This window comes from Actibacterium sp. EMB200-NS6 (genome assembly GCF_001305615.1).
Classification (GTDB): domain Bacteria; phylum Pseudomonadota; class Alphaproteobacteria; order Rhodobacterales; family Rhodobacteraceae; genus Actibacterium_A; species Actibacterium_A naphthalenivorans.
Window position 1 is genome coordinate 2,562,996 of sequence record NZ_CP010869.1, and the last position, 20,431, is coordinate 2,583,426.

The window sequence follows — 20,431 nt, forward strand, 5'->3', positions numbered from 1 at the left end:
ATGTCACGCTTTTTCATCAACCGCCCCATCTTTGCGTGGGTGTTGGCGATCATCGTCATGGCGGTCGGCATCCTGTCCATCACCCGTATGCCGGTAGCCCAATATCCGTCGATCGCGGGACCGTCGGTCGTTATTGGCGCCACCTATCCGGGGGCGTCCGCCGAAACTGTTGCGGACACCGTTGTTCAGATTATCGAAAAAGAGATGACGGGTCTCGACGGGCTGCGTTACATCAACTCTTCCACCACCTCGACCGGGCATGCCACGATTACGTTGACCTTCGCTTTGGGCACCGATCCTGACATCGCGCAGGTGCAGGTGCAGAACAAGCTGTCGCTGGCCGAGGCAACCCTGCCCGAATCCGTCGTCCGCCAAGGTGTTACGGTTGAAAAATCTGCAACCGGTTACCTGATGATCGTTGGGCTGGTGTCGGATGACGGGGCCCGGAGCGCGATTGACCTAGCTGATTATCTGGCCTCGAACATCGTCGAGCCGGTCTCGCGCCTGTCAGGCGTTGGGAAGGTCGAGCTTTTTGGCTCGGAATATGCGATGCGGATCTGGATGGACCCGCAGAAATTGAAATATTATGATCTGACGCCCGCGACCGTCGTCGCCGCGATTACCGCGCAGAACGCGCAGATTTCGGCCGGGTTCTTCGGCGCAATGCCCGCCCCCGAAGACCAGGAGTTGAACGCGACAATCACCGCCCAGTCGCTTTTGAAAACACCGGAAGATTTCGAACGTATCGTGCTTCGGGCCGATACGGATGGCGGTCTGGTTTTGCTGCGCGATGTGGCACGGGCGGAGCTTGGCACCGAAAACTATGAAATTTCGGGCTTTTACAACGGAAAACCCGCCTCGGGTATGGCAATTCAGCTGGCCTCCGGCGCCAATGCGTTGGATACGGCCGAGATCGTCAAGGCGAAGATGGACGAATTCGCCGAGTCCCTGCCTGCGGGCGTCAGCTACGTGATCCCTTACGACACCACGCCTTTCGTGCTGATCTCGATCGAGGCCGTGCTGCATACGCTGGTCGAGGCCATCGCTCTGGTCTTTTTGGTCATGCTGATCTTTCTCCACAACTTCCGTGCGACCTTGATCCCGACCCTGGCGGTTCCAGTCGTGCTGTTGGGGACGTTCGGCATCATGGCTGCGCTCGGCTTCAGCATCAATACGCTGACCATGCTGGCCATGGTTCTGGCCATCGGTCTGTTGGTTGATGACGCCATCGTGGTGGTCGAGAACGTCGAGCGCATCATGCATGACGAGGGTCTCGGTCCAAAGGAAGCCACCGAAAAGTCGATGGATGAAATCTCGGGCGCACTGGTCGGTATCGGCATGGTCGTCTCGGCGGTGTTCGTGCCGATGGCTTTTTTCGGCGGTGCAACGGGTGAGATGTACAAACAGTTTGCCGTCACCATTGTTTCGGCCATGGGATTGTCTGTGCTTATCGCCCTGATCTTCACGCCGGCGCTTTGTGCAACGGTGCTGAAACCTCAAGAGCATTCGGGCGGCAAGCGTCAGGGGATACTGTCGCGCATGGGAACCGGGTTTTCGAACTGGTTCGAACGCAATTTCGGGCGGCTCACCAATGGCTACGGCGGGCTGGTCCGTCGCGTGACGGCGGGTCCGCTGCGGATGCTCGTGGTCTATTTCCTGATCGTCGGCGGCATGGTCCTGCTTTATCAGCGCACACCAACCTCGTTCTTGCCGGATGAGGACCAGGGGGCCTTGATCACCATCGTGCAACTGCCCTCGGGCGCGACGGCCAAGGCGACCGAAAAGGTGCTTCGCAAGGTCGAAGGCTACTGGGCAACAGCGGAGGAAGAAAACGTCGAGTCCGTCTTTTCGGTTCGGGGCTTCTCTTTCTCCGGGCAGGGGCAGAACATGGGCATGATGTTCGTCAAGCTCAAGGACTGGCATTTGCGCGAGGAATCGGAGGACTCTGTCCAGGCGATCGCCGCGCGCGGCATGGGTCCGCTCATGGGCGGCATTCAGGAAGCCATCGTCGTACCTTTCGCACCGCCTGCGGTTATGGAGCTTGGAAACTCGAACGGGTTTACGGCCTATCTGCAAGCCACCAACGACAAGACCCATCAGGAGCTTTTGGAGGCGCGCAACATGTTGTTGGGTATGGCCGCGCAGAATCCGGCCCTGACCGCCGTGCGGCCGAACGGTGTCGAGGACGCGCCGCAGTTCCGTCTGAACATCGACTGGGCCAAGGCGGGTGCGGTCGGGGTGACGGCGGCGGATGTCGGCAGTTTCCTCAACACCGTCTGGTCAAGCGCCTATGTCAACGATTTTCTCTATGAAGGTCGGGTGAAGCGCGTCTTCGTTCAGGGCGAGCCTTCGGCGCGCTCGGTGCCAGAGGATATTTCGCTATGGCGCATTCAGAACGTGTATGGCGATTTTGTCGATTTTTCGACTTTTGCCTCACAGGAATGGGTCTATGGTCCGCAGCAGGTCACCCGCTATGACGCGCTGCCGGCCATGGGGATCGAAGGGGCGGCGGCGCAGGGTTATACATCGGGCGAAGCCATTGCGGTGATGGAAGGTCTGGCGGCCGAACTGCCCCAGGGATTCAGCCTGCAATGGACCGGCATGTCGCTTGAAGAAAAAGAAGCCGGAGCAGGCGCGATGGCGCTCTATGGTCTGGCGCTGGCGGCGGTGTTCCTATGCCTTGCGGCTCTCTATGAAAGCTGGAGCATTCCGGTGGCCGTTCTGATGGCAATGCCGGTGGGTATCCTGGGCGCTTTGCTCGGTGCGCTGATCGGCGGTCAGTCGAATGGGGTCTATTTCCAGGTGGGTCTGCTGACAGTGGTGGGCCTGACCGGCAAGAATGGCATCATGATCGTGGAATTCGCCCGTGAGCGCATAGCCAGCCTTGGGGAAACTGCGGTTGAAGCGGTGCGTGAATCGGCCAAGCAGCGTTTCCGCCCGATCCTGATGACGTCGCTGGCTTTCGGCCTCGGGGTTGTTCCTCTGGTCCTGTCCTCGGGTGCGGGTGCGGGGGCGCGTCAGGCGATCGGCTATGCGACATTGTTTGGCACGATCACCGGCACGGCGCTGGCGATCATCTTTGTGCCGGTGTTCTTCGTGCTGATCGACAGGCTGTTCTCTCGTGGCAAGCGCAAGAATGAGCTGCCCGATGCCAAGACTGTGTAGGAGTTCCTCCGTTGATCCCGAACGCAGGTCAGCGGCGCCGGTGCGGCCAAGGAAAGGATGTGTAGATGACCTTTGAGGGACGCTTGCCCTAGGGTAAGGGGGGCTGCACCGGTATCGGGGCAGCCTCCTCCACGCCGCTTGCCCGGGACATGCAGCCGGGTCTGGAAAATGCATATGTTTTTATAATGTCCATTCACGAAAACGAGACCCCGAACGCTCATTCTCGCCTCGGTCGCCCCCCGGTCCTCAGCGAAGCGGCGCGGTGTGCACAAATCGTCGCGGCGGCTGAGGCCGTGTTCTTGTCCAATGGGTTCTCTGCTGCGACGATGAAAGAGATTGCCAAAGCCGCCGGCATGTCCAAGCGCACACTCTATAAATATTTCGACACCAAGGAGACGCTGTTCATTGCCTTCATCAATGAGGCGGAGGTCGTGCCTGATGCCCTACAGCTTCGCCATTCCGATCCGCGTGAAGAGCTGCGCCTGCGGTTCCAGATCCTTTTGCGGCATGCTCTCTCGCCCCGTCAAATCCGAATGACCCGGCTGATGATTGAAGAGGCCGACACCTTCCCGGCGATGGCAAAGGCGTTTTATGATCGGGCGATGAAGCGCGGCAATCGCTATATTGCCGAGACGCTCAGTCGGCTTGCCGCGGAACAGCCGGAGCGCGACAGTGGGTCGGCTGAACAGTTGGCGGCTATTGTGACGGGCGCTGTGTTCGGAGAACTATATCTTCGCGCGCTCCTGTGCGAAAACAGCGCCATGACCGAGACGGAGATGTCCCGGAGGATCGACGTCGCCCTGGGGTCGGTGTTTGCCGGGTCTCGTCCCGGCGGAGACGATCAGCCCCTCTGATGAGCTGACTGTCCGTCGTCAGAGTTTTTGGGCCAGTTGGCGGCCTGATCTAAGAGAGTATCTGGCGCATCTGGTTGGTTTGATTATGCGGCGGGTTTGCGGTGAAGCAAGCGCCGGGTTTCGATGGTCTTCCTTTTGATCCGTTCTCGTTTTTGCAGGATGGTCTGACCGCGTCCGAAGTAGACGTCGGCCGGTGTGAGGTTCTGCAGGCTCTCGTGATAGCGTCGGTGGTTGTAGTTTTCGACGAAGGCGTCGATCTGTTGGCTGAGATCGCCAGGCAGGTAGTAGTTTTCCAGCAGGATGCGGTTCTTCAGGGTCTGGTGCCATCGCTCGATCTTGCCCTGGGTCTGCGGGTGATACGGGGCACCGCGGACATGACCCATCTGCCGGTCTTCCAGCCAGTTGGCCAACTCGCCCGAGATGTAACTGGCGCCGTTGTCCGAGAGCAGCCGTGGCTTGTGCAGGACCGTCGCCTGATCGCAGCCTGAAGCCTGCAGTGCCAGGTCCAGCGTGTCGGTCACGTCGCCAGCCTTCATCGTCGTGCCGAGCTTCCATGCAATGATGTAGCGGCTGTAGTCGTCGAGGATCGTCGAGAGATAGAACCAGCCCCAACCGATTGTCTGACGTCAGCGCCAATGGGCCAGTCCGGCACCCGGCCCTCCGGCGGCAGCAACAGGCGGAAATGCATGCCGTCACGGCCATAGGGCGCCATATCCTCGCCGTGCATGTGAACGCGGTACCAGGATGGAAAACTCCGATCCACTCCCCGCACTGTGACCAGGCGAAAATTGGGCGGGGTGGTCAGGCGGAATCGATGCCCCGACCAGACCACCTGCCCCGATACCCCGTCTACCGCATGGTCGAGAAAATGCAGAAAGGATTCGCGCAGCATCTGCAACTGAGCCTCGGTCCCGGCCTCCAACCGCATCGTCAGCCCTTCTGCTTCGACGTGAACCTGCAGCGCCCCGAAGGGCGCTCGGCTGATCAGCGTATTGCCATCCTGCCACTGGACAGGTTTGCCATGGCCGCCCAACTCAGCGGCGATCCGGGTCAGGGTATTGTCGGGCAAGGGGCTGCCAAGCTGTCCGGTGACGACAAGGCGACGGTATCCGTCTGTGCTTCGCGGCTCATGCGCTGTCCTTCATCGAGGGCTGAAACGAGTTCGGCGGATCGATCTGGTAGATCGCGACCGGGTGACCACCGACCTGGCGCACCTCGATTTCCAGATCAAATATCCGGCGCAGCATAGGCCGGGTGACAATCTGCGCGGGTGACCCTTCGGCCAGAACTGCACCATCCCTCAGCGCGATGATCCGATCGGCATAAGAGGCCGCGAAATTGATGTCGTGCACGACAATGACGAATGTCTTCCCCAGATCATCCGCCGACCGGCGCAACCGTTGCATCATCGCGCGGGAATGGGCCATGTCCAGATTGTTCAGCGGCTCGTCCAGCAGCACGTAATCGGTATCCTGCGCCAGCACCATCGCCACGAAGGCGCGCTGGCGCTGCCCGCCCGACAGCTCATCCATGAACCGGTCGCGCAAATGGGTGAGGTTCAGGAACTCCAGCGCCTGATCGACGATCTGCCGGTCCTGTGGTCCGGGGCGCCCCTTGTGGTGCGGATAACGGCCATAGCCGACCAGGTCGCCCACCGTCAGCCGGGACGAAAGCGTGTTTTCCTGCCGCATAATCGACAGCTTGCGTGCCAGAAAATCGCTTTTGGTGGTGCCCACATCCAGCCCGTCAAAACTGATCCGGCCCGTCTGCACCCGCATCAGGCGGCTCATTAGCGACAAGAGCGTGGACTTGCCCGCGCCATTCGGCCCGATCAGCGCGGTAATGCCGCCCCGCGGCAGGCTCAGCGTGATATCCTTCAGGATCTGCGCATCGCCGATGCGGTGGCTGACGCGGGAAATCTCGATCATCGCGCATGCCCCCTGAGCAGCAGAAACAGAAAGACCAGCCCGCCGATGAGATCAATGACGATGCTCAGCGCCGATTTCAGGCCAAGCACATGCTCGAACACCGCCTGCCCGCCGATCAGCACCAGCATGGCGATCAGCGCACCGGCGATCAGCGTGGCCCCATGCCCGCCGCGCGGTACTGCCATATAGGCCAGATGCGCGACCAGCAGCCCGAAGAACGACACCGGCCCCACCAGCGCGGTCGAGACCGATACCAGCAACGCCACGATCGCCAGAACCGCCAGAACGAGCCCGCGATACGGCAGGCCCAAGCTGATCGCCGGATCGCGCCCAAGCGCCAGAACATCCAGCGCGTGGCGCAGCCGCCACACCAGCGGCATGGTGGCCCCGCACAGCGCAAGGCTGATCCACAAAAGTTCGGTATTCACCGCGTTGAACGTGGCGAATTGCGCGCCCTGCACCACCACGAAATCGTTCGGGTCGATCAACCGCGCGGCAAATCCGGCAAGGCTGCGGAACAGAATGCCAAAGATGATGCCCACCAGGATCATCAGGTGCAGGTTGCGGCTGTTGCGATTGAACAGCCACACAAACAGCGTGGTGCTGAACAACATCATACAGGCGACCTCGGCCCCGAATTTGCTGACACCATCCAGCTGCAACATTCCCCATCCCCCCAGGAAGAACACCAGCAGCGTCTGGATCAGCAGGTAAAGCGCGTCGAACCCCATGATAGAGGGCGTCAGGATCCGATTGCGGGTGACCGTGTGAAACAGGATTGTCGAGGTTGAAACCGCATAGGCCACCAATACCAGTGCCAACAGCTTGACCCCGCGAAACGCCAGCGCAAAGTCCCAAGCTCCCGCCGGCACGCCCAGCATCAGGAACACGGCAACCGCGCCGCCGGTCAATGCCGCCAGCGCGCCGAACCTCCACCCCATGTCAGCCGTGAGCATGCCTGTCCCTCCGCAGCAACAGAAACAGGAACACCCCGGCCCCCAGCACGCCAAAGACCGTGCCGATCGGGATTTCATAAGGATAGCGCACCAGCCGCCCCACGATGTCGCACAGCAACAACAGCCCTGCTCCCAGCCCTGCGGCCCAGGGCACCGCGGCGCGCAGGTTGTCGCCCAATGTGCGGCTGACGATGTTAGGCACGATCAGGCCAAGAAACGGAATCGCCCCCACCGTGACCACAATCACCGCCGTAATGACCGCCACGATAATCAGGCCAAGCCACATCACCCGCCGGTAGTTCAGACCCAACGTCAGGGTCACATTCTGGCCCATACCGATGATCGAAAACCGGTCCGCCGCCAGATAGCCGATCAGCGCCAGAGCGGCGGTCAGCCACAGCAATTCGTACCGGGTGCGCATCACCCCGGAAAACTCGCCTGTGGTCCAGATACCCAGAAACTGTAGCAGATCGAACTGATAGGCAAAGAATGTGGTCACCGACGCGATCACGCCGCCCAGCATCAGCCCGACCAGGGGCACAAGCAGTGGTGCCTCGGGCGGCAAGGCGCGCAGGATGCGCAGGAACAGCATGGTCCCCGCGATGGCAAAGCCCGAAGCGACCAGCATCTTGGCAAAGATCGGCGCCCCGGGCAGCAGCAGCGTCGCCACCAGCAAGCCCAGCCCCGCACTTTCCGCCGTCCCCGCGGTCGCGGGTTCGACAAACTTGTTGCGGGTCAGCATCTGGAAGATCAGCCCGGCAATCGCCATCGAGGCGCCGGTCAGAACGATGGCCAGCGTGCGGGGGACACGGCTGACCAGCAGGATCAGCGCATCGTCGCCCTGCCCGCCAAACACCGCAGGCAACGAAACATCCGCCACGCCCACGAACAGGCTGAGCGTGGCCAGGACGATCACCAACAGGGCGGCAAGAGCTGCGTGGCACATGAGACTGCGTATCCCGGCCTTCTCAGCCACCGAAGGCGGTCAGGAACTGATCGACCGTGCGCTGGAAGGACCGGATACCGGTCGTCGCGACATAGACATCCGCCGCGTTCAGATAGATCACCTGCCCTTTTCTCATGGCGGTTGTGCTGGCAACCAGTTCATTGTCCAGCGTGGCCTGCGCGCTTTGCGAATCCGCGCCGATGGCCGCGCCCCGGTCCAGCACGATCAGCCAGTCTGGATTGGTTTCATGCAGGAATTCGAACGACACCGCCTCGCCATGGGTGCTGACCTCAAGGTCCTCGATCACGGGGGCGACGCCCAAGGTATCATGGATCCAGCCAAAGCGCGAGCCGGGCCCATAGGCCGAAACCTTGGGCCCGTTGGTCAGCACGATCAGGGCCGTGCCCTTGCCTTCGACCAGCGCACGCAGCGTCTGCAGGCTGTCTTGCAGATGCGCAGTCAGCTCAGCGCCCTTCTCCTCTTTGCCGAACAGCGCACCCAGTTCGCGCGTCTGGGTGACGACGGCATTTTCCAGATCATCCACCGGCAGGGTCAGATCCACGGTGGGTGCGATTTTCGACAGCGGGTCCATTTGTCTGGCCGAGCGCGCACCGATGATGATCAGATCGGGATGCAGCGCGAAAACCTGCTCGAAATCGGGTTCGAACAAGGTGCCGATCTTTGGCAGGTCGCTCTCTTGCAGATGCGCCAGCGTTGGCAGCATGATCGGGTCGGGCACGCCCGCCACCGCCACCTCCAACGCATCAAGCGTATCGAGCGTGCCAATATCGAAGGTCAGCACGGTTTCCGGCGTTTTGACAATTTCGACCGGCCCATGTGCCGTGGTCAGGGCCGTTGCGCCCGCCCAGCCGGGCACAATCGCTGCTGCGACAAGGTTGGCGGCCAGAAGGGACGTTCTGAAGAAATCCATCGCGTGTTCCTTTTCAGGGTGGCGCGGTGGCTGGAACGAACTGGCTGCGCGATATGTGGGGCTTCGGATCTGCCCGCCGGGGAAACCGGAATCGGACTGACGTGGTCTGAGAAGCTTTGCCACAGAACATACCCGACTAAAAGGCTTTGGTATCATCTTTTCGTGAACCTACCCAATGGCGTGACGCAGGGATTGATGAAATCCTTAGCATCGACCGTGCCGCCAGGTTTCGGCCCAAGAATTGAGTTCCCGCACACCCACCCGTTGGCTAGCCGTTGAACTGCACGGGAAGGCTGAAGGTGTAGGACGCGTCTCCCAGCCCTTTGGGCGCCGCCGGGAAGCGCCTGGCCGCGCGCACGGCCTGCACCGCCGCCTGGTCCAGCGCCCGGTTGCCGGAGCTGCGCCCGACCGATACGCCGTGCAACGACCCGTCGCGTCCCACCGTGATCCGCAACACCGCGCTGCCCGACGCACCGCGCGCCGACGATGGATAGCGTTTGCGCCGTTCAACGCGCGCGCGAATGGCCGCCCCCCAGCTGGACTTGAGGCTCTGCGCCTTGGCCGGGTTCAGCGTTGCCGCGCTGGCCGAACGTGCCTCGCCCGCCGTAGCGCCCCCGCCTGACCCGGCGGCCCGCTGTGCCTGGCTGGCCCCCGAGGGTTTGGCCGGCGGCGCCGGCCTGGCCTTCGGCCGCGGTTTGGGTTCGGCTGCCGGGCGCGGTTCGGGCTCTGCCTTCGGCGCGGGTGCCGGTGCGGGCGGCGGCGGCGGCTTCGCCTGGGACAGATCGGGCAGGCTTTCCATCTGCGGCAGGGCCATCTGCGGGCTGGGCATCGGCGTCACCGCCTGGGGCGGGGTGAGGTCGGGCATCGGCGGCGCGGGTGGCGCGATCTGCGGCGGCGCCTGCCGGGGGCGCTCGGGCTGTGCCATCTCCGGCGGCTTTTCCCAATCCTCGACCATTGCGCTCAGCGAGGCGCTCGAGGCCTCCAGCGACACCAGCGCCGCGCCCCCGTCGCCGGACGACGCCGCGCCCAGCTGCGGGGAACGGATGCCTGCCACGCCCAGGTGGATACCCAACGCCAGGCCCAGAAACACCACGGTTTCCAGCGCGCGTCTCATCGTGCCGCCGTCACCAGCATCACGTCGCGCGCGCCCGCCGCGCCCAGCCTGGGCAACAGCGCGGCGACCCTGGCCGCCGGGACCTCGGCATCCGCGCGCAACTGGACCGAGGGCGGCGCCATGTCATCCGAACATCCGCCCGTCTCGCAATAGGCCTCCAGCGCGGACTGAAACGCCGCCAGCGCCGCCTCGTCGCCAAGAGCATCGAGAAAGCCGAGCTGCCCCCCGGCATCCAGGTACAGAACGAATTCCCCTTCGGCGGGCGCCTCCGACAGAGCCTCGGGCGGGGTCACGTCAAAAGGTTCGGGCGGCGCGATCCGCGCCGTCATCAGAAAGAAGATCAGCAGCAGAAACACCACGTTGATCATCGGCACGATGCTTTCAGCGGGTTTTCGGCGGGGGGGATCGGTGAATTGCATGGCTCACTCCACCAATACCAGCCGGGTGAAGCCGGCGGCGCCCAGCATATCCATCACCTCGACGATGCGCTGCAGCCTGGCCTCATCGCGCGCGCGCAGGATGATCGTGTCCCCGGCGCTGTCGGTCAGGCGCGCCAGCTCGGCCAGCAGCGCGTCACCCTCCATCGTCACGCCGTTCAGCGCCAGCCCTTCGGGACGGACATCCACCAGACGCGGCGGCCCGGAATACCCCGCCCCCTGCCCGGCCACCGTCAGCGGCAGATGCATGTCGAGGCCGAAGCGCGACGCCAGCATGAAGAACACAAGCAGCAGGAACACCACGTCGATCATCGGCGTGAGGCTTGGCCGGCGCGACCGACGTTCTGCGCCGAAATCGAACATCATTCCGCCGCGGCGCGCAGCGCGTCCGCACCCGATCTGACCGGACGCAGGAACACCCGCGTCGCCGCGTCCTCCATCTCGAGGCGCAGCCGGTCCACCACGCTTTCGAACCATGTCAGCGCCATCGAGGCCGGGATCGCCACCGCCATGCCCGCCGCCGTGGTCAACAGCGCCTCCCAGATGCCGCCGGCCAGCGTCGCCGGGTCGGCGCGCGCGCCGGCGGCCTGCAGCGCCTGAAACGCCGCAATCATGCCTAGAACCGTCCCCAAAAGCCCCAGCAAGGGCGCGATGGTGGCGATCAGTTCAAGCGGGCGCAGCCCCGATTTCGCCCTGGCGATCAGATCCCGCGCCACGCGCTGTGTTTCATCGCGGGCCGCGTCGTCATCAAGCGTCGCGTCGTGGCGCGCGGCCATGGCGGCCCGTGTCAGCGCGGCGCGGATGGTCTGGCGCCGCGCGAGAAGACGCAGCGCCTCGCCTTCCCGCCCCTCGGCCCAAAGCCCGACCGCCGCTTTGACCTGCCGCCCGCCCGACCAGGCGCCCAACGCCGCCAGCCGCCAGATCTTCCACAAGATCAGGGCCAGCGTGATCACCGACAGCCCGGCAATCGCCCAGATCGAAGGGCCACCCATGGCCAGAAAGTCGCGCGCGGCCTGCCAACCCGCCGCGAATGTCGCAGTATCGAATGACATAGAAATGTCTCCGCCAATATGCCGCCGCGCTATATCGCGTGGCTTGTCACGGCCTTTGCTAAATATTTCCGACCATATTTGTCAAGCATTCAGGCGATGAGAAACCGCAAACACTGAAACCGCTTGCCCTCGAGCGCGCTATCTCGGGCAAGCCCCGGCGATTGTCGCCAAACCTCACCCGATCGGCACCGGAGTTACACCAGCTTGACGAACCAGAACCGCCCAGATAATCCTGACAAATATACCCAGGTATGCAGCAGACCTTCTCGTCAGTGCGGCTCAGGCAAAACCTATACACTTTTTTCGAGAGGTTCTCCTATGCCGTACTCCGTTGCGTCTGCACCGGACAGGCTGCCTACCCGTAGCCGAAAAATTCGTTCCTTGTTTCTGACCCTGACTGCGCTGACGGCCCCGTCCCTTGCATTTGCACAGGGCGCTGACGAAGAGGTGTTCGTCCTTGACGATATCGTCGTGACAGCCGGTGGCTTCGAACAAGCCTTGAAGGATGCGCCTGCCAGCGTTTCAATCATCACGTCGGAAGAACTCAAGAAAGGCAGTTTCACAAATCTCGCGGATGCGCTGCGCGAAGTGCAGGGCGTCGTTACAACCGGCACGGCGGATGGGCAGGATATCTATATCCGTGGCCTGCCGGGCCAATACACGCTGATCCTGGTTGACGGCAAACGTCAAAACACCCGCGAGTCCCGGACAAATGGCAGCTCCGGCTATGAGCAAAGCTTCATCCCGCCGCTCTCCGCGATTGAACGCATCGAGGTTGTGCGTGGCCCGATGTCCTCGCTGTACGGCTCGGACGCGATGGGCGGCGTGATCAACATCATCACGAAGCCCGTCGCCGATACCTGGTCGGGATCGGTCACCGCCGAGACAACCTTGCAGGGCGAGGATGGGTTCGAGAACAGCCAGCAGCTGTCTTTCTACGCCTCCGGGCCGATCGTGAACAACAGGCTGGGGCTGCAACTGTGGGGCCGCAAATACGATCAGGATGCCTCCTCGATCTCGGGCGGGCCGTCCGGATCGGATGATTTCGACCTTACGGGCCGCCTGACCTGGCGTATCGACGACAACAACGAGCTTTTGCTGGAAGCCGGCCGCACTCAGATCACCGCCGAAGACTATGGCGATCTGTCTTATACCGATCACGACCGGGATCATTGGTCCCTGACCCACAAGGGCCAATATGGCGGGACGGAGACGGAGCTGAGCTTCTCTCAGGAGATCGGCGAGCGGACCATGTATGACCGCAGCGCGACGGATGATCCCTTCGTCGAAAATCTGCGCTCTCCGAAGGTGCGAAACTCGGTATTCGACGCCAAGGCAAGCACCCCCCTGGACTGGAACGGCGCGCATCAGATGACCTTTGGCGCTCAGGTCATGCAGACCACCATCCACGACCAGAACCCGGGCGCGCAGGCGAATATCCCCGAGGAAAATCGGTACGATGAGAAATTCTCGCTGGATCAATGGGCCCTCTATGCCGAGGACGAATGGCATCTGCGCGACGATTTTGCCCTGACGCTCGGTCTGCGCTACAGCGACCACGAAGCCTATGGCGGCCAGGTGACGCCGCGCCTTTATGCCGTCTGGGACGCATCGCCCAGCCTGACCGTCAAGGGTGGCGTCTCGACCGGTTTTCGCGCCCCGGATATCCGCTCGATCGCGCCCGGCTATGCTTATACGACCGGCGGGCGGGGCTGTGCCAGCAATTCGCCGCCCTCTTGTGGTGTAATTCTGGGCAATCCGGATCTGGACCCGGAAGAAACCACCAACTTCGAGATCGGCGCAATCTATGAGGCCGACACCTTCTCGCTCAGCGCGACCGCCTTCCACACCAGATTCAAGAACAAGCTGCAGCAGATCAACACCGGCGATCCCTGGCTGGACGGTCCGACCTATACCGGCTCGGACGGCAGCCAATATAATTACTTGATCTACCAGAACTTCAACGTCGACAGGGCCGAGATCACCGGGCTTGAACTGGCGGGAAATTGGGATATCGCCCCCTCGCTTTCGACGCGGGCCTCGTATACATACACGGACTCTGAACAGAAGACGGGCGATTACATGGGCTTCCCGCTGGCCCGCACACCAGAGCATATGGCCAGCCTGCGCTTTGACTGGATAACGCCGGTGAACGGGCTCGATACCTGGTTCAGCACGAACTACCACGGGTCGGAGATCGCCTCGGGACTGCGGGTCGGCCCACAAGGGGAAACCGTGACGATCAATGGCCAGACCGGGCAGAAATACAAACCCTATACCACGGTGGACCTCGGTGCGAGCTATCAGTTGAACGAAACCGCCACGCTGAATGCCGCTGTCTATAACGTCTTCAACAAGGAAGTACGCGAGGACGAGTTCCAGACGGTCGCCGAAGGTCGCCGGCTCTGGGTTGGTTTGACAGCCGAGTTCTGATCAAGGCGAACGGAGTGTATTGAACATCCCGCTCCGCCACCTGCGTACAGATCGTTCAGGCCATCGCGGCGATGAATGCGGATGTGATCTCGTTCGAGACTTCGCATTCGGATAGGGAGTTGCTGAAGGTCTTCGGCGATTTCTACTATCCAACGACATCGGCCTCGGCATCTGGGACATCCGTTCCCCCGGACGCCGAGATGACGAAACTACTGCGCAAGGCGGCCCAGGTGATCTCGGCGAAACGGTTGTCCAACATTCTGGCGACGTAGTTGATGGTGCAGACGAGGGTGTCCTCATCACTCCAATGCCGCCGGCGCGGCGTATCCGCAACACAACTTAAGGGCGCGGTTAGCACCGGCCAAGCAATCCCGTCAGACGGCCTCCGCCGGAGGAATACGCTTTACAACGGCTATCGAGGGCAAGATTGGCCAAAATTTGGCCAACCCAAGAAATTTGCACCAACAACTGCAACGGGCTGGAATGGATGGGGAGCAGCTCATTTTCCTACACTCACTGCTCATGGAAGCCGAGAAGATCGCTCGGTTCGTCAATGTCGCGCAATCGGGATGCCGGCAGCGAAATCCGCTGATATGCCTCGGTTCTCTCAAGCAACGACCGCGCTCCGCAATCTCCCGACAAGGTGAGGATTTCGTCGAACCAGTCACGCGGCAGCAGCGCTGGCACGACGGGTTTCCCGGCAAGAGCCGCGCAGGCAGGCGCCTTCATCTCCAGAAGCTTCGCAAGGTCGTCACCCAGAAGAAACGGCATATCCCCCAGCAGAATGAGTGACGCATCGCATCGCGGGTCCAGCGCCCTGATCCCTGCCCGGAGACTGAATGATTGCGTCTCGCCTTGCGGGATACGGATCGGATGCAGACCAGCAGCCCGTGCAAGGTCTGCCACAGCTTCGCTGCTGACCACCGCGAGCCGTGCGGCGGCTGGCACATTCGCAGCCAGTTGGAACGCAAAGGTGACAAGCGGTTCGTTGCAAAGATCAGCCAGTAGCTTGTCATCCTCCCCGAAGCGCCGAGAAGAACCGGCTGCAAGCACGATTACACCCAACACGTCAACCGTCTCGGGCATGATCAAGACCCGCAGCCGAGGCAGTTGGGCGGCAGACACCCTTTCATCGAGATAAGCCCTTTCCATTCACGGTGTTAGCTACCACACGAAATAGGTAAAAACCGCCCGCCGCACAACCGAAGTGGAATAACCCCAAGAAAGTACCAAGCAATTCGCAGGGTCCGCGAAGGGATGGAAAGCGGGAGACGACCGAAGACGTTGCATCGAAACCGATGCAAACTTGGTGCAAAAATTGCTCTCACCTGACCCGCATGGCTGAGATGCCCGCGCAGTTCTGGTCGCTGTCCCAGACTATCAGCCAGCCGCTTCGCCCGCAGGATAGACGCGCAGTGCATAGGGGGTCATATCGACAAGTTCTTGCAACAGCTTGACAAACGCGGCTTCGCTTGGCGCCGGACGCATCTTGTGGTTGACGACCAGATAGATATCCAGCGGCATTACCGGTTCGTAAGGGGGCAGACGCCACAACAGACCATCCTTTTCATCGCGCGCTGCGACATGTGTGGGGATGGCCCCGACACCCAGGCCGGCGATGATCATCCGTCGCACTTCTTCGAGATTCTCGGAGACCCCGACAAAAGGCTCTGCAAAACGCGCTTTTTGCCGCAACTCAGTCAGCGATTGCAACTGGTCGGAGAAAGAGGAAGGCCGGTATATTATCGCGCGCTCATTGGCCAGATCCTGAAACTCGAGGCCTTCGACACCAAACAACCGATGCCCCGCGCCGCAATAGAAGCTGCAATGCTCCTTGAACAGGTGGGTATATTCAAGCTCTTCACGCTTGTAGCTGACAGGGCAGATCGCGAAATAGAACTGTCCCTGATGCAGACCATGCTGAATATCATGGCTGTTCAGCACCTTGATGTCGAAACTGGCTTTCGGAAACTTTTGGTGGAACCGACGAAGAGCCTCGATCAGCAGCGGGCTAGTCATCTGGCTGGCCATCGTGATGCGCACGGTGCCGGAAAGCTCTGCCGTGGGATCGGCCAGCAACGTCGATAGACGTTCGATACTGGTCAGGATCGCGCGGGATTCTTCATACAGCAGCTTGCCGGTTTCGGTCAGTTCGAAATGCGTTGCGTTGCGCTGCGCAAGCTGCTGGCCAAGTGTTTCCTCAAGCCGCTTGAGGGCAGAGCTGACGGCAGGCTGCCCGCGACCGAGCCTTTCCGCAGCCTTTGTGATGCCGCCCTCCTCTGCAATGGCGACGAAGCTGCGAAGCAGGTTCCAGTCAAGCGTGTCAACAATCTTCATACAGGCTCCCATCGCGGCATGAAGCATCACCGATATCGATGATGGTATTACAAATATCTATTTGATCAATGCCGCAAGTTGCTGACCACTACAGATATCGCCTTGCAGCCCGGCATTTTCCAGTTGGGTATCCAACAGCGACACGATCGATATGAAATGGAGTGAACGTGACCAAGACTGACGTGATCAACACCGTTGCGCCATCGCTCTACCGTGATGGCATGGCACTTCTCGCGGGGGCCGTGAGTATCGTGACGTCGGATGGGCCGGCCGGTCGTGCCGGGTTCACCGCGTCTGCCGTTTGCTCGGTCTGTGACACACCGCCGACACTTCTGGTCTGCGCCAAGGAAGACAGCTCGATCGGGCGGGCATTCATGACCAACCGTGCCATTTGCGTCAATACCATCGGACCCGCACATGAAGCGCTGGCCATCCGGTTCGGCGGCAAAACACCCGCGGAAGAACGCTTTGCCATGGCAGAATGGCGGACCGGCGTTTCCGGGGCGCCAGTTCTGCCCGGGGCGCTGGTATCCTTTGTCGGAACCGTCGTGAAAAGCGAACGTATCGGGACACACCGGGTCCTGTTTTGCCAAGTCCAGGACATCCTGTTGTCCGAGCAGACAGCAGCGTCGGTCTATTTTGCACGAAAGTTTCACCATGTGCAGGCCTGAGGGAAACATCGCCATGCGCGATTTGACAGGAGCGCTCTCGCCGGTTCAAGAAGCACTCACAGCACTCGGCCGAGGCGAGATTGCAATTCTCACCGATGGCCCGGCTGGCGGGGCATATCTTGTTGCGTCCGCCTCTCTGGCCGGAGAGCAGGTCATCAACTTCATGGCGACACATGGCCGAGGGCTGATCTGTCTATCGCTTCCAGCAAGCCGCGTTGACGCACTTCACCTGCCTGGTATGCCACAGCGCAATCGTACCGTCATGGGCTGGCCCTATACCGTCTCTATCGAAGCGCGCCACGGCATCACGACCGGAATTTCCGCGAAGGAACGCGCCCATACCATCTTGACCGCCGCACATCCGCAGGCACGGCCCGAGGATATCGTCAGCCCCGGCCATGTCTTTCCTCTACGTGCCCAGGAAGGTCCGTTAGGCCCGCAAAGCAGCCCCCCCGAGGTATCGGTCACGCTGGCTCATTGGGCGGGTCAGGTTCCCGCAGCGGTCATCTGCGCCATTCTGGATGACGACGGCGAACTGGCCCAGGGCGATACGCTGATGCGCCGGGCGCTACACCATATCCCCAGGCTAAGCATGGCGGAGGCTCTGCGCGCCCAAGTTATGCTTAGTGCTGCGGTCACCACTGATACATTGATCATGGAAGAGGGGTCCGCGTGACTGATCTAAAACGAAAGATGGCGCTCACGGCACTGCTGAATGGCGCGCCCAATACATGGCGGCACCCGCAGGGCCAAGCCTATGGAGACATGGATCTTCAACAGATGATCCGCAACGCGCAGATCGCAGAACGGGGTAAGTTTCACAGCACATTCCTGGCTGACTTTTCCGGCGTGAAAGATGACGGCATGGGCCTGCGCGGAATGCGAAAAAGCGGATCATGCGTCGGGTTTGAGCCTGCGACGCTTCTGGCCGCGATTGCCATGGCGACATCGGATATCGGTTTGGTAGCAACCATTTCAACCACTTACTCCGAGCCATTTTCCGTGGCACGGCTCATCGGTTCGCTTGATCATATCAGCGGCGGCCGTGGGGGATGGAATCTGATCACCTCTGGATCACGCGCCGAGGCGCAGAACTTCGGCCACGGGGAGCAGCTGAGCAGCGCCGAGCGGTATGCCCGCGCCCGCGAGCATGTCGAGATCGTCACCAGGCTTTGGGACAGTTGGGACGACGACGCCTTCCTCCGCGACAGGCAGAGCGGGATGTTCTTTGACCCCGACAAGGGCCGGAACATCGATTTCCACGGCACGCATTTTTCCGTGCGCGGACCGTTGAACATGCCACGTCCGCCGCAGGGCCAGCCGGTTATCTGTCAGGCGGGAACATCGGATGCGGGCTACGAGATGGCAGCGCAATGGGCGGACCTGATGTATGTGAAGGCGCCAACGATCGAGATCGGCAAAGCCTTCTACGCAGACGTAAAGGCACGGGCGCGAAAATACGGGCGCGCGCCGCAGGAACTGGCCGTGTTGCCGGGGCTGAGTGTGGTCTTGGGGGGATCGGAAGAAGAAGCTCGGGCGAATTTCAGTGAGATCGTCGCCTCGCTAGAGGCCGAGGAAGGGCTCGGTTACCTTTCGCAATGGCTCGATGGCTATGACCTGACGGGTCTGCCGCTTGACGCGCCGGTGCCCGACATCCCAGAGATAAACATTCCGGCCGAGCGCAATCGCATTTTTCTGGTGCGGAATGGTCAGCGGCTGACCCTGCGCGAGGCCATGCAATACGTGGCAACGATGGTGGGCCATCTGACGATGTTCGGAACGCCGGATCAGATCGCCACACAGATGATCCGCTGGGTCGAGGAAGAAGCCTGTGACGGGTTCAACCTGATGCCACATATCCTGCCCGGTGCGGTGGAAGACTTCGTTGATCATATCGTCCCCGAACTGCAGAAGCGCGGTGCGTATCATCATGATTATGAGGGGCATACTCTGCGCGAGAACCTCGGGCTGGCACATCGGCCGAGTCAGTATCAGGTTGCGGCTTTGCAGGCGTCCTGAAAAACACGGAGATGACCGGCAAAAGGGGCCGCTGCTTATACGAAGCTCCTGCAGGCAGCGACCCCGTCGGTCGAGCTTTGTGACAAAGACCTGTCCCGGTTTTTGGTCGAAAAGCCAGACATTGCCAATTGTTGCTTTCATCATCGCTGCGCTTCGGCAACCGCGGGCTGCCTTGAGGCAAAGCCATCGCTGCGGAAAATATCGGAGGGGCGGCGTTCGCGCTGCCTCAACGCCTGACCAGGGGCCTTGTGACTCTGGTCTGAAGCTGGAAACTGCGGCGCGCCCGTTATCGGCGTGCTGCATTTCGGGATAATCACACCGAATTTCGCCCAATTTATAATCGGATCAAGAGAATTGACGCCGGTTTCGCATGTATGGCGCAGCCCATGCTTTATGGTATACCATAATACCAAATATGTTCAGCTGAATAGCTCACCCCTTTAACTCAGCAGAGGTAAGAAAATGAAATCACTAGGAATGGCCGTTGCATTCGCCGCCGCAACAGTCGCATCGGCACCCGCATTCGCAGGTGAGGACTGGTCGATGCCGGTAAAGGTTCGCAACCCCGCATTCGACGCGGATGCCGCATGGGTGGATAAGAATTATACGCCCTTGCCCGCGTCGGAAGTGACCACGAAATGGGATATTTGCGTCCTGTTTCCGCACACGAAAGACCCCTATTATATCGCCATGACCTATGGCGCGGTCACCGAAGCCGAAAGCAAGGGGCTGTCAATGACGGTCAACGCGGCTGGCGGTTACACGGAACTGCCCACACAGATTTCGCAGATGGAAGACTGCGTTACACGCGGCGCGGACGGCTTGATGATGGTGGCCATTTCCGCGACCGGCCTGAACCGCACAATTGCCGCGGCTGCCAAAAAAGGGATCCCCCTGTCCATCACCGGTGGTGAGGTCGATTCGCCGGATGTCGCCGCGCGGGCCCTCGGGAATTGGTTCGATTCCGGGCGCATCGCCGCCGAATATCTGAACGAACTGCACCCTGCCGGAAGTGAGCCGGTCAAGGTTCTGTGGATGGCCGGGCCCGAAGGTCCGAACTGGTCGGTGGATTCCACGGATGGGTTCGTCAAGACGGTCGAGGGAAATGACGCCATCGAAGTGGTCAAGGTGATCTGGGGCGAGCCGGGCAAGGCCGCGCAAATTCCGCTGATCGAAGACGCGCTGCAGGTCTATCCCGACATCAGCTACATCGGTGGGGTCGCGCCCGCGATCGAAGGCGGCATTCAGGTGCTGAAGGAAAAGGGCCGGCAGGATATCAAGCTGATCGCGTCATATATGACCCCGGAAACGGAAGCCGCGCTGCGTGAGGGTGATGTTCTTGGTGTCGTCACAGACTACACTGCGGCCCAAGCCCGCATCGCCATCGACCAACTGGTCCGCAAGCTCGAAGGCAAAGAGGTCGATCTGGATGTCGATACCGGCTTTGCCATGATCGACGCCGGCAATGTCGAGACCTACGATCGCTCTCTCGCGCTCGCGCCTGAAGGCTGGGAGCCCTATTTCCACGTCGATTGATCCGAACTTTCAGGGCGCGAGGCAACATCGTCTCGCGCCCCAATTTCACACG

19 protein-coding genes and 1 pseudogene are annotated in these 20,431 nt (G+C 61.2%); 8 read left to right on the top strand and 12 right to left on the bottom strand.

Annotation, left to right across the window (positions count from 1 at the left end; all coding sequences use genetic code 11):
* Together TQ29_RS12415 and TQ29_RS12420 are read left to right on the top strand one after the other, a co-directional pair.
* Positions 1 to 3,165 (top strand): efflux RND transporter permease subunit, encoded by a 3,165-nt coding sequence (locus TQ29_RS12415; protein ID WP_054539421.1) that lies wholly within the window; start codon positions 1 to 3, stop codon positions 3,163 to 3,165.
* Between the two features lie 185 nt (positions 3,166 to 3,350).
* The gene (locus TQ29_RS12420) at positions 3,351 to 4,019 is read left to right on the top strand and encodes a TetR/AcrR family transcriptional regulator (RefSeq protein ID WP_054539422.1); all 669 of its coding nucleotides are present in this window, start codon (positions 3,351 to 3,353) and stop codon (positions 4,017 to 4,019) included.
* Positions 4,020 to 4,102: 83 nt separating this feature from the next.
* Here TQ29_RS12420 and TQ29_RS12425 read toward each other — a convergent pair.
* From TQ29_RS12425 to TQ29_RS12470, 10 genes and pseudogenes are all read right to left on the bottom strand, one after another.
* Positions 4,103 to 4,636, bottom strand: a pseudogene (locus TQ29_RS12425) (transposase); the annotation flags it as partial.
* A complete protein-coding gene (locus TQ29_RS12430; RefSeq protein ID WP_054539423.1) occupies positions 4,552 to 5,088 on the bottom strand; it encodes a hypothetical protein in 537 nt (178 codons plus the stop codon). The pseudogene TQ29_RS12425 and the gene TQ29_RS12430, both read right to left, overlap by 85 nt.
* Before the next feature lie 58 nt (positions 5,089 to 5,146).
* Entirely contained in the window at positions 5,147 to 5,947 is an 801-nt protein-coding gene (locus tag TQ29_RS12435) for an ABC transporter ATP-binding protein (RefSeq protein ID WP_054539424.1), read from the bottom strand.
* Positions 5,944 to 6,903, bottom strand: a complete 960-nt coding sequence (locus TQ29_RS12440; RefSeq protein ID WP_082386623.1) for an iron chelate uptake ABC transporter family permease subunit — start codon at positions 6,901 to 6,903, stop codon at positions 5,944 to 5,946. The genes TQ29_RS12435 and TQ29_RS12440 overlap by 4 nt, the downstream gene beginning before the upstream one ends.
* Positions 6,890 to 7,849, bottom strand: coding sequence for an ABC transporter permease (locus TQ29_RS12445; RefSeq protein ID WP_054539426.1), 960 nt, complete (start codon positions 7,847 to 7,849; stop codon positions 6,890 to 6,892). The genes TQ29_RS12440 and TQ29_RS12445 overlap by 14 nt, the downstream gene beginning before the upstream one ends.
* Positions 7,850 to 7,871: 22 nt before the next feature.
* Positions 7,872 to 8,780, bottom strand: coding sequence for a siderophore ABC transporter substrate-binding protein (locus tag TQ29_RS12450; protein WP_054539427.1), 909 nt, complete (start codon positions 8,778 to 8,780; stop codon positions 7,872 to 7,874).
* A gap of 268 nt (positions 8,781 to 9,048) precedes the next feature.
* Entirely contained in the window at positions 9,049 to 9,894 is an 846-nt protein-coding gene (locus tag TQ29_RS12455; RefSeq protein WP_054539428.1) for an energy transducer TonB, read from the bottom strand.
* A complete protein-coding gene (locus tag TQ29_RS12460; RefSeq protein WP_054539429.1) occupies positions 9,891 to 10,313 on the bottom strand; it encodes a biopolymer transporter ExbD in 423 nt (140 codons plus the stop codon). The genes TQ29_RS12455 and TQ29_RS12460 overlap by 4 nt, the downstream gene beginning before the upstream one ends.
* Positions 10,314 to 10,316: 3 nt before the next feature.
* Positions 10,317 to 10,697 (bottom strand): biopolymer transporter ExbD, encoded by a 381-nt coding sequence (locus TQ29_RS12465; RefSeq protein ID WP_054539430.1) that lies wholly within the window; start codon positions 10,695 to 10,697, stop codon positions 10,317 to 10,319.
* On the bottom strand, positions 10,694 to 11,383 hold the full coding sequence (locus TQ29_RS12470) for a MotA/TolQ/ExbB proton channel family protein (protein ID WP_054539431.1): 690 nt from the start codon (positions 11,381 to 11,383) through the stop codon (positions 10,694 to 10,696). Before TQ29_RS12470 ends, TQ29_RS12465 begins: the two co-directional genes overlap by 4 nt.
* 381 nt (positions 11,384 to 11,764) lie before the next feature.
* Here TQ29_RS12470 and TQ29_RS12475 point away from each other — a divergent pair, with 381 nt between their 5' ends.
* Together TQ29_RS12475 and TQ29_RS12480 are read left to right on the top strand one after the other, a co-directional pair.
* Positions 11,765 to 13,816: a TonB-dependent receptor domain-containing protein gene (locus TQ29_RS12475; RefSeq protein ID WP_235974544.1), complete on the top strand. Its 2,052-nt coding sequence runs from the start codon at positions 11,765 to 11,767 to the stop codon at positions 13,814 to 13,816.
* Positions 13,817 to 13,866: 50 nt separating this feature from the next.
* Positions 13,867 to 14,088: a hypothetical protein gene (locus TQ29_RS12480; protein ID WP_255353464.1), complete on the top strand. Its 222-nt coding sequence runs from the start codon at positions 13,867 to 13,869 to the stop codon at positions 14,086 to 14,088.
* A 241-nt stretch (positions 14,089 to 14,329) separates the two neighbouring features.
* Here TQ29_RS12480 and TQ29_RS12485 read toward each other — a convergent pair whose 3' ends face one another.
* Positions 14,330 to 14,902, bottom strand: a complete 573-nt coding sequence (locus TQ29_RS12485) for an NTP transferase domain-containing protein (protein ID WP_162231825.1) — start codon at positions 14,900 to 14,902, stop codon at positions 14,330 to 14,332.
* 294 nt (positions 14,903 to 15,196) lie between these two features.
* On the bottom strand, positions 15,197 to 16,153 hold the full coding sequence (locus TQ29_RS12490) for a LysR family transcriptional regulator (protein ID WP_162231826.1): 957 nt from the start codon (positions 16,151 to 16,153) through the stop codon (positions 15,197 to 15,199).
* A gap of 167 nt (positions 16,154 to 16,320) precedes the next feature.
* Here TQ29_RS12490 and TQ29_RS12495 point away from each other — a divergent pair, with 167 nt between their 5' ends.
* From TQ29_RS12495 to torT, 4 genes are all read left to right on the top strand, one after another.
* Positions 16,321 to 16,824, top strand: coding sequence for a flavin reductase (locus tag TQ29_RS12495; RefSeq protein WP_255353431.1), 504 nt, complete (start codon positions 16,321 to 16,323; stop codon positions 16,822 to 16,824).
* Between the two features lie 13 nt (positions 16,825 to 16,837).
* On the top strand, positions 16,838 to 17,500 hold the full coding sequence (locus TQ29_RS12500; protein ID WP_054539437.1) for a 3,4-dihydroxy-2-butanone-4-phosphate synthase: 663 nt from the start codon (positions 16,838 to 16,840) through the stop codon (positions 17,498 to 17,500).
* The gene (locus tag TQ29_RS12505) at positions 17,497 to 18,843 is read left to right on the top strand and encodes an LLM class flavin-dependent oxidoreductase (RefSeq protein WP_157445579.1); all 1,347 of its coding nucleotides are present in this window, start codon (positions 17,497 to 17,499) and stop codon (positions 18,841 to 18,843) included. Before TQ29_RS12500 ends, TQ29_RS12505 begins: the two co-directional genes overlap by 4 nt.
* Positions 18,844 to 19,386: 543 nt before the next feature.
* Positions 19,387 to 20,379, top strand: coding sequence for a TMAO reductase system periplasmic protein TorT (torT, locus tag TQ29_RS12510; protein ID WP_054539439.1), 993 nt, complete (start codon positions 19,387 to 19,389; stop codon positions 20,377 to 20,379).
* Positions 20,380 to 20,431 lie beyond the last annotated feature (52 nt).

Bases quoted from the DNA above. Each gene is read 5' to 3' on its own strand.
- TQ29_RS12450 (WP_054539427.1), bottom strand. From the start codon at position 8,780: ATGGATTTCTTCAGAACGTCCCTTCTGGCCGCCAACCTTGTCGCAGCA.
- TQ29_RS12415 (WP_054539421.1), top strand. From the start codon at position 1: ATGTCACGCTTTTTCATCAACCGCCCCATCTTTGCGTGGGTGTTGGCG.
- TQ29_RS12500 (WP_054539437.1), top strand. From the start codon at position 16,838: ATGCGCGATTTGACAGGAGCGCTCTCGCCGGTTCAAGAAGCACTCACA.
- TQ29_RS12460 (WP_054539429.1), bottom strand. From the start codon at position 10,313: ATGCAATTCACCGATCCCCCCCGCCGAAAACCCGCTGAAAGCATCGTG.
- TQ29_RS12445 (WP_054539426.1), bottom strand. From the start codon at position 7,849: ATGTGCCACGCAGCTCTTGCCGCCCTGTTGGTGATCGTCCTGGCCACG.
- TQ29_RS12485 (WP_162231825.1), bottom strand. From the start codon at position 14,902: ATGCCCGAGACGGTTGACGTGTTGGGTGTAATCGTGCTTGCAGCCGGT.
- TQ29_RS12420 (WP_054539422.1), top strand. From the start codon at position 3,351: ATGTCCATTCACGAAAACGAGACCCCGAACGCTCATTCTCGCCTCGGT.
- TQ29_RS12465 (WP_054539430.1), bottom strand. From the start codon at position 10,697: ATGATGTTCGATTTCGGCGCAGAACGTCGGTCGCGCCGGCCAAGCCTC.
- TQ29_RS12440 (WP_082386623.1), bottom strand. From the start codon at position 6,903: ATGCTCACGGCTGACATGGGGTGGAGGTTCGGCGCGCTGGCGGCATTG.
- TQ29_RS12435 (WP_054539424.1), bottom strand. From the start codon at position 5,947: ATGATCGAGATTTCCCGCGTCAGCCACCGCATCGGCGATGCGCAGATC.
- TQ29_RS12455 (WP_054539428.1), bottom strand. From the start codon at position 9,894: ATGAGACGCGCGCTGGAAACCGTGGTGTTTCTGGGCCTGGCGTTGGGT.
- TQ29_RS12490 (WP_162231826.1), bottom strand. From the start codon at position 16,153: ATGAAGATTGTTGACACGCTTGACTGGAACCTGCTTCGCAGCTTCGTC.
- torT (WP_054539439.1), top strand. From the start codon at position 19,387: ATGCCGGTAAAGGTTCGCAACCCCGCATTCGACGCGGATGCCGCATGG.
- TQ29_RS12470 (WP_054539431.1), bottom strand. From the start codon at position 11,383: ATGTCATTCGATACTGCGACATTCGCGGCGGGTTGGCAGGCCGCGCGC.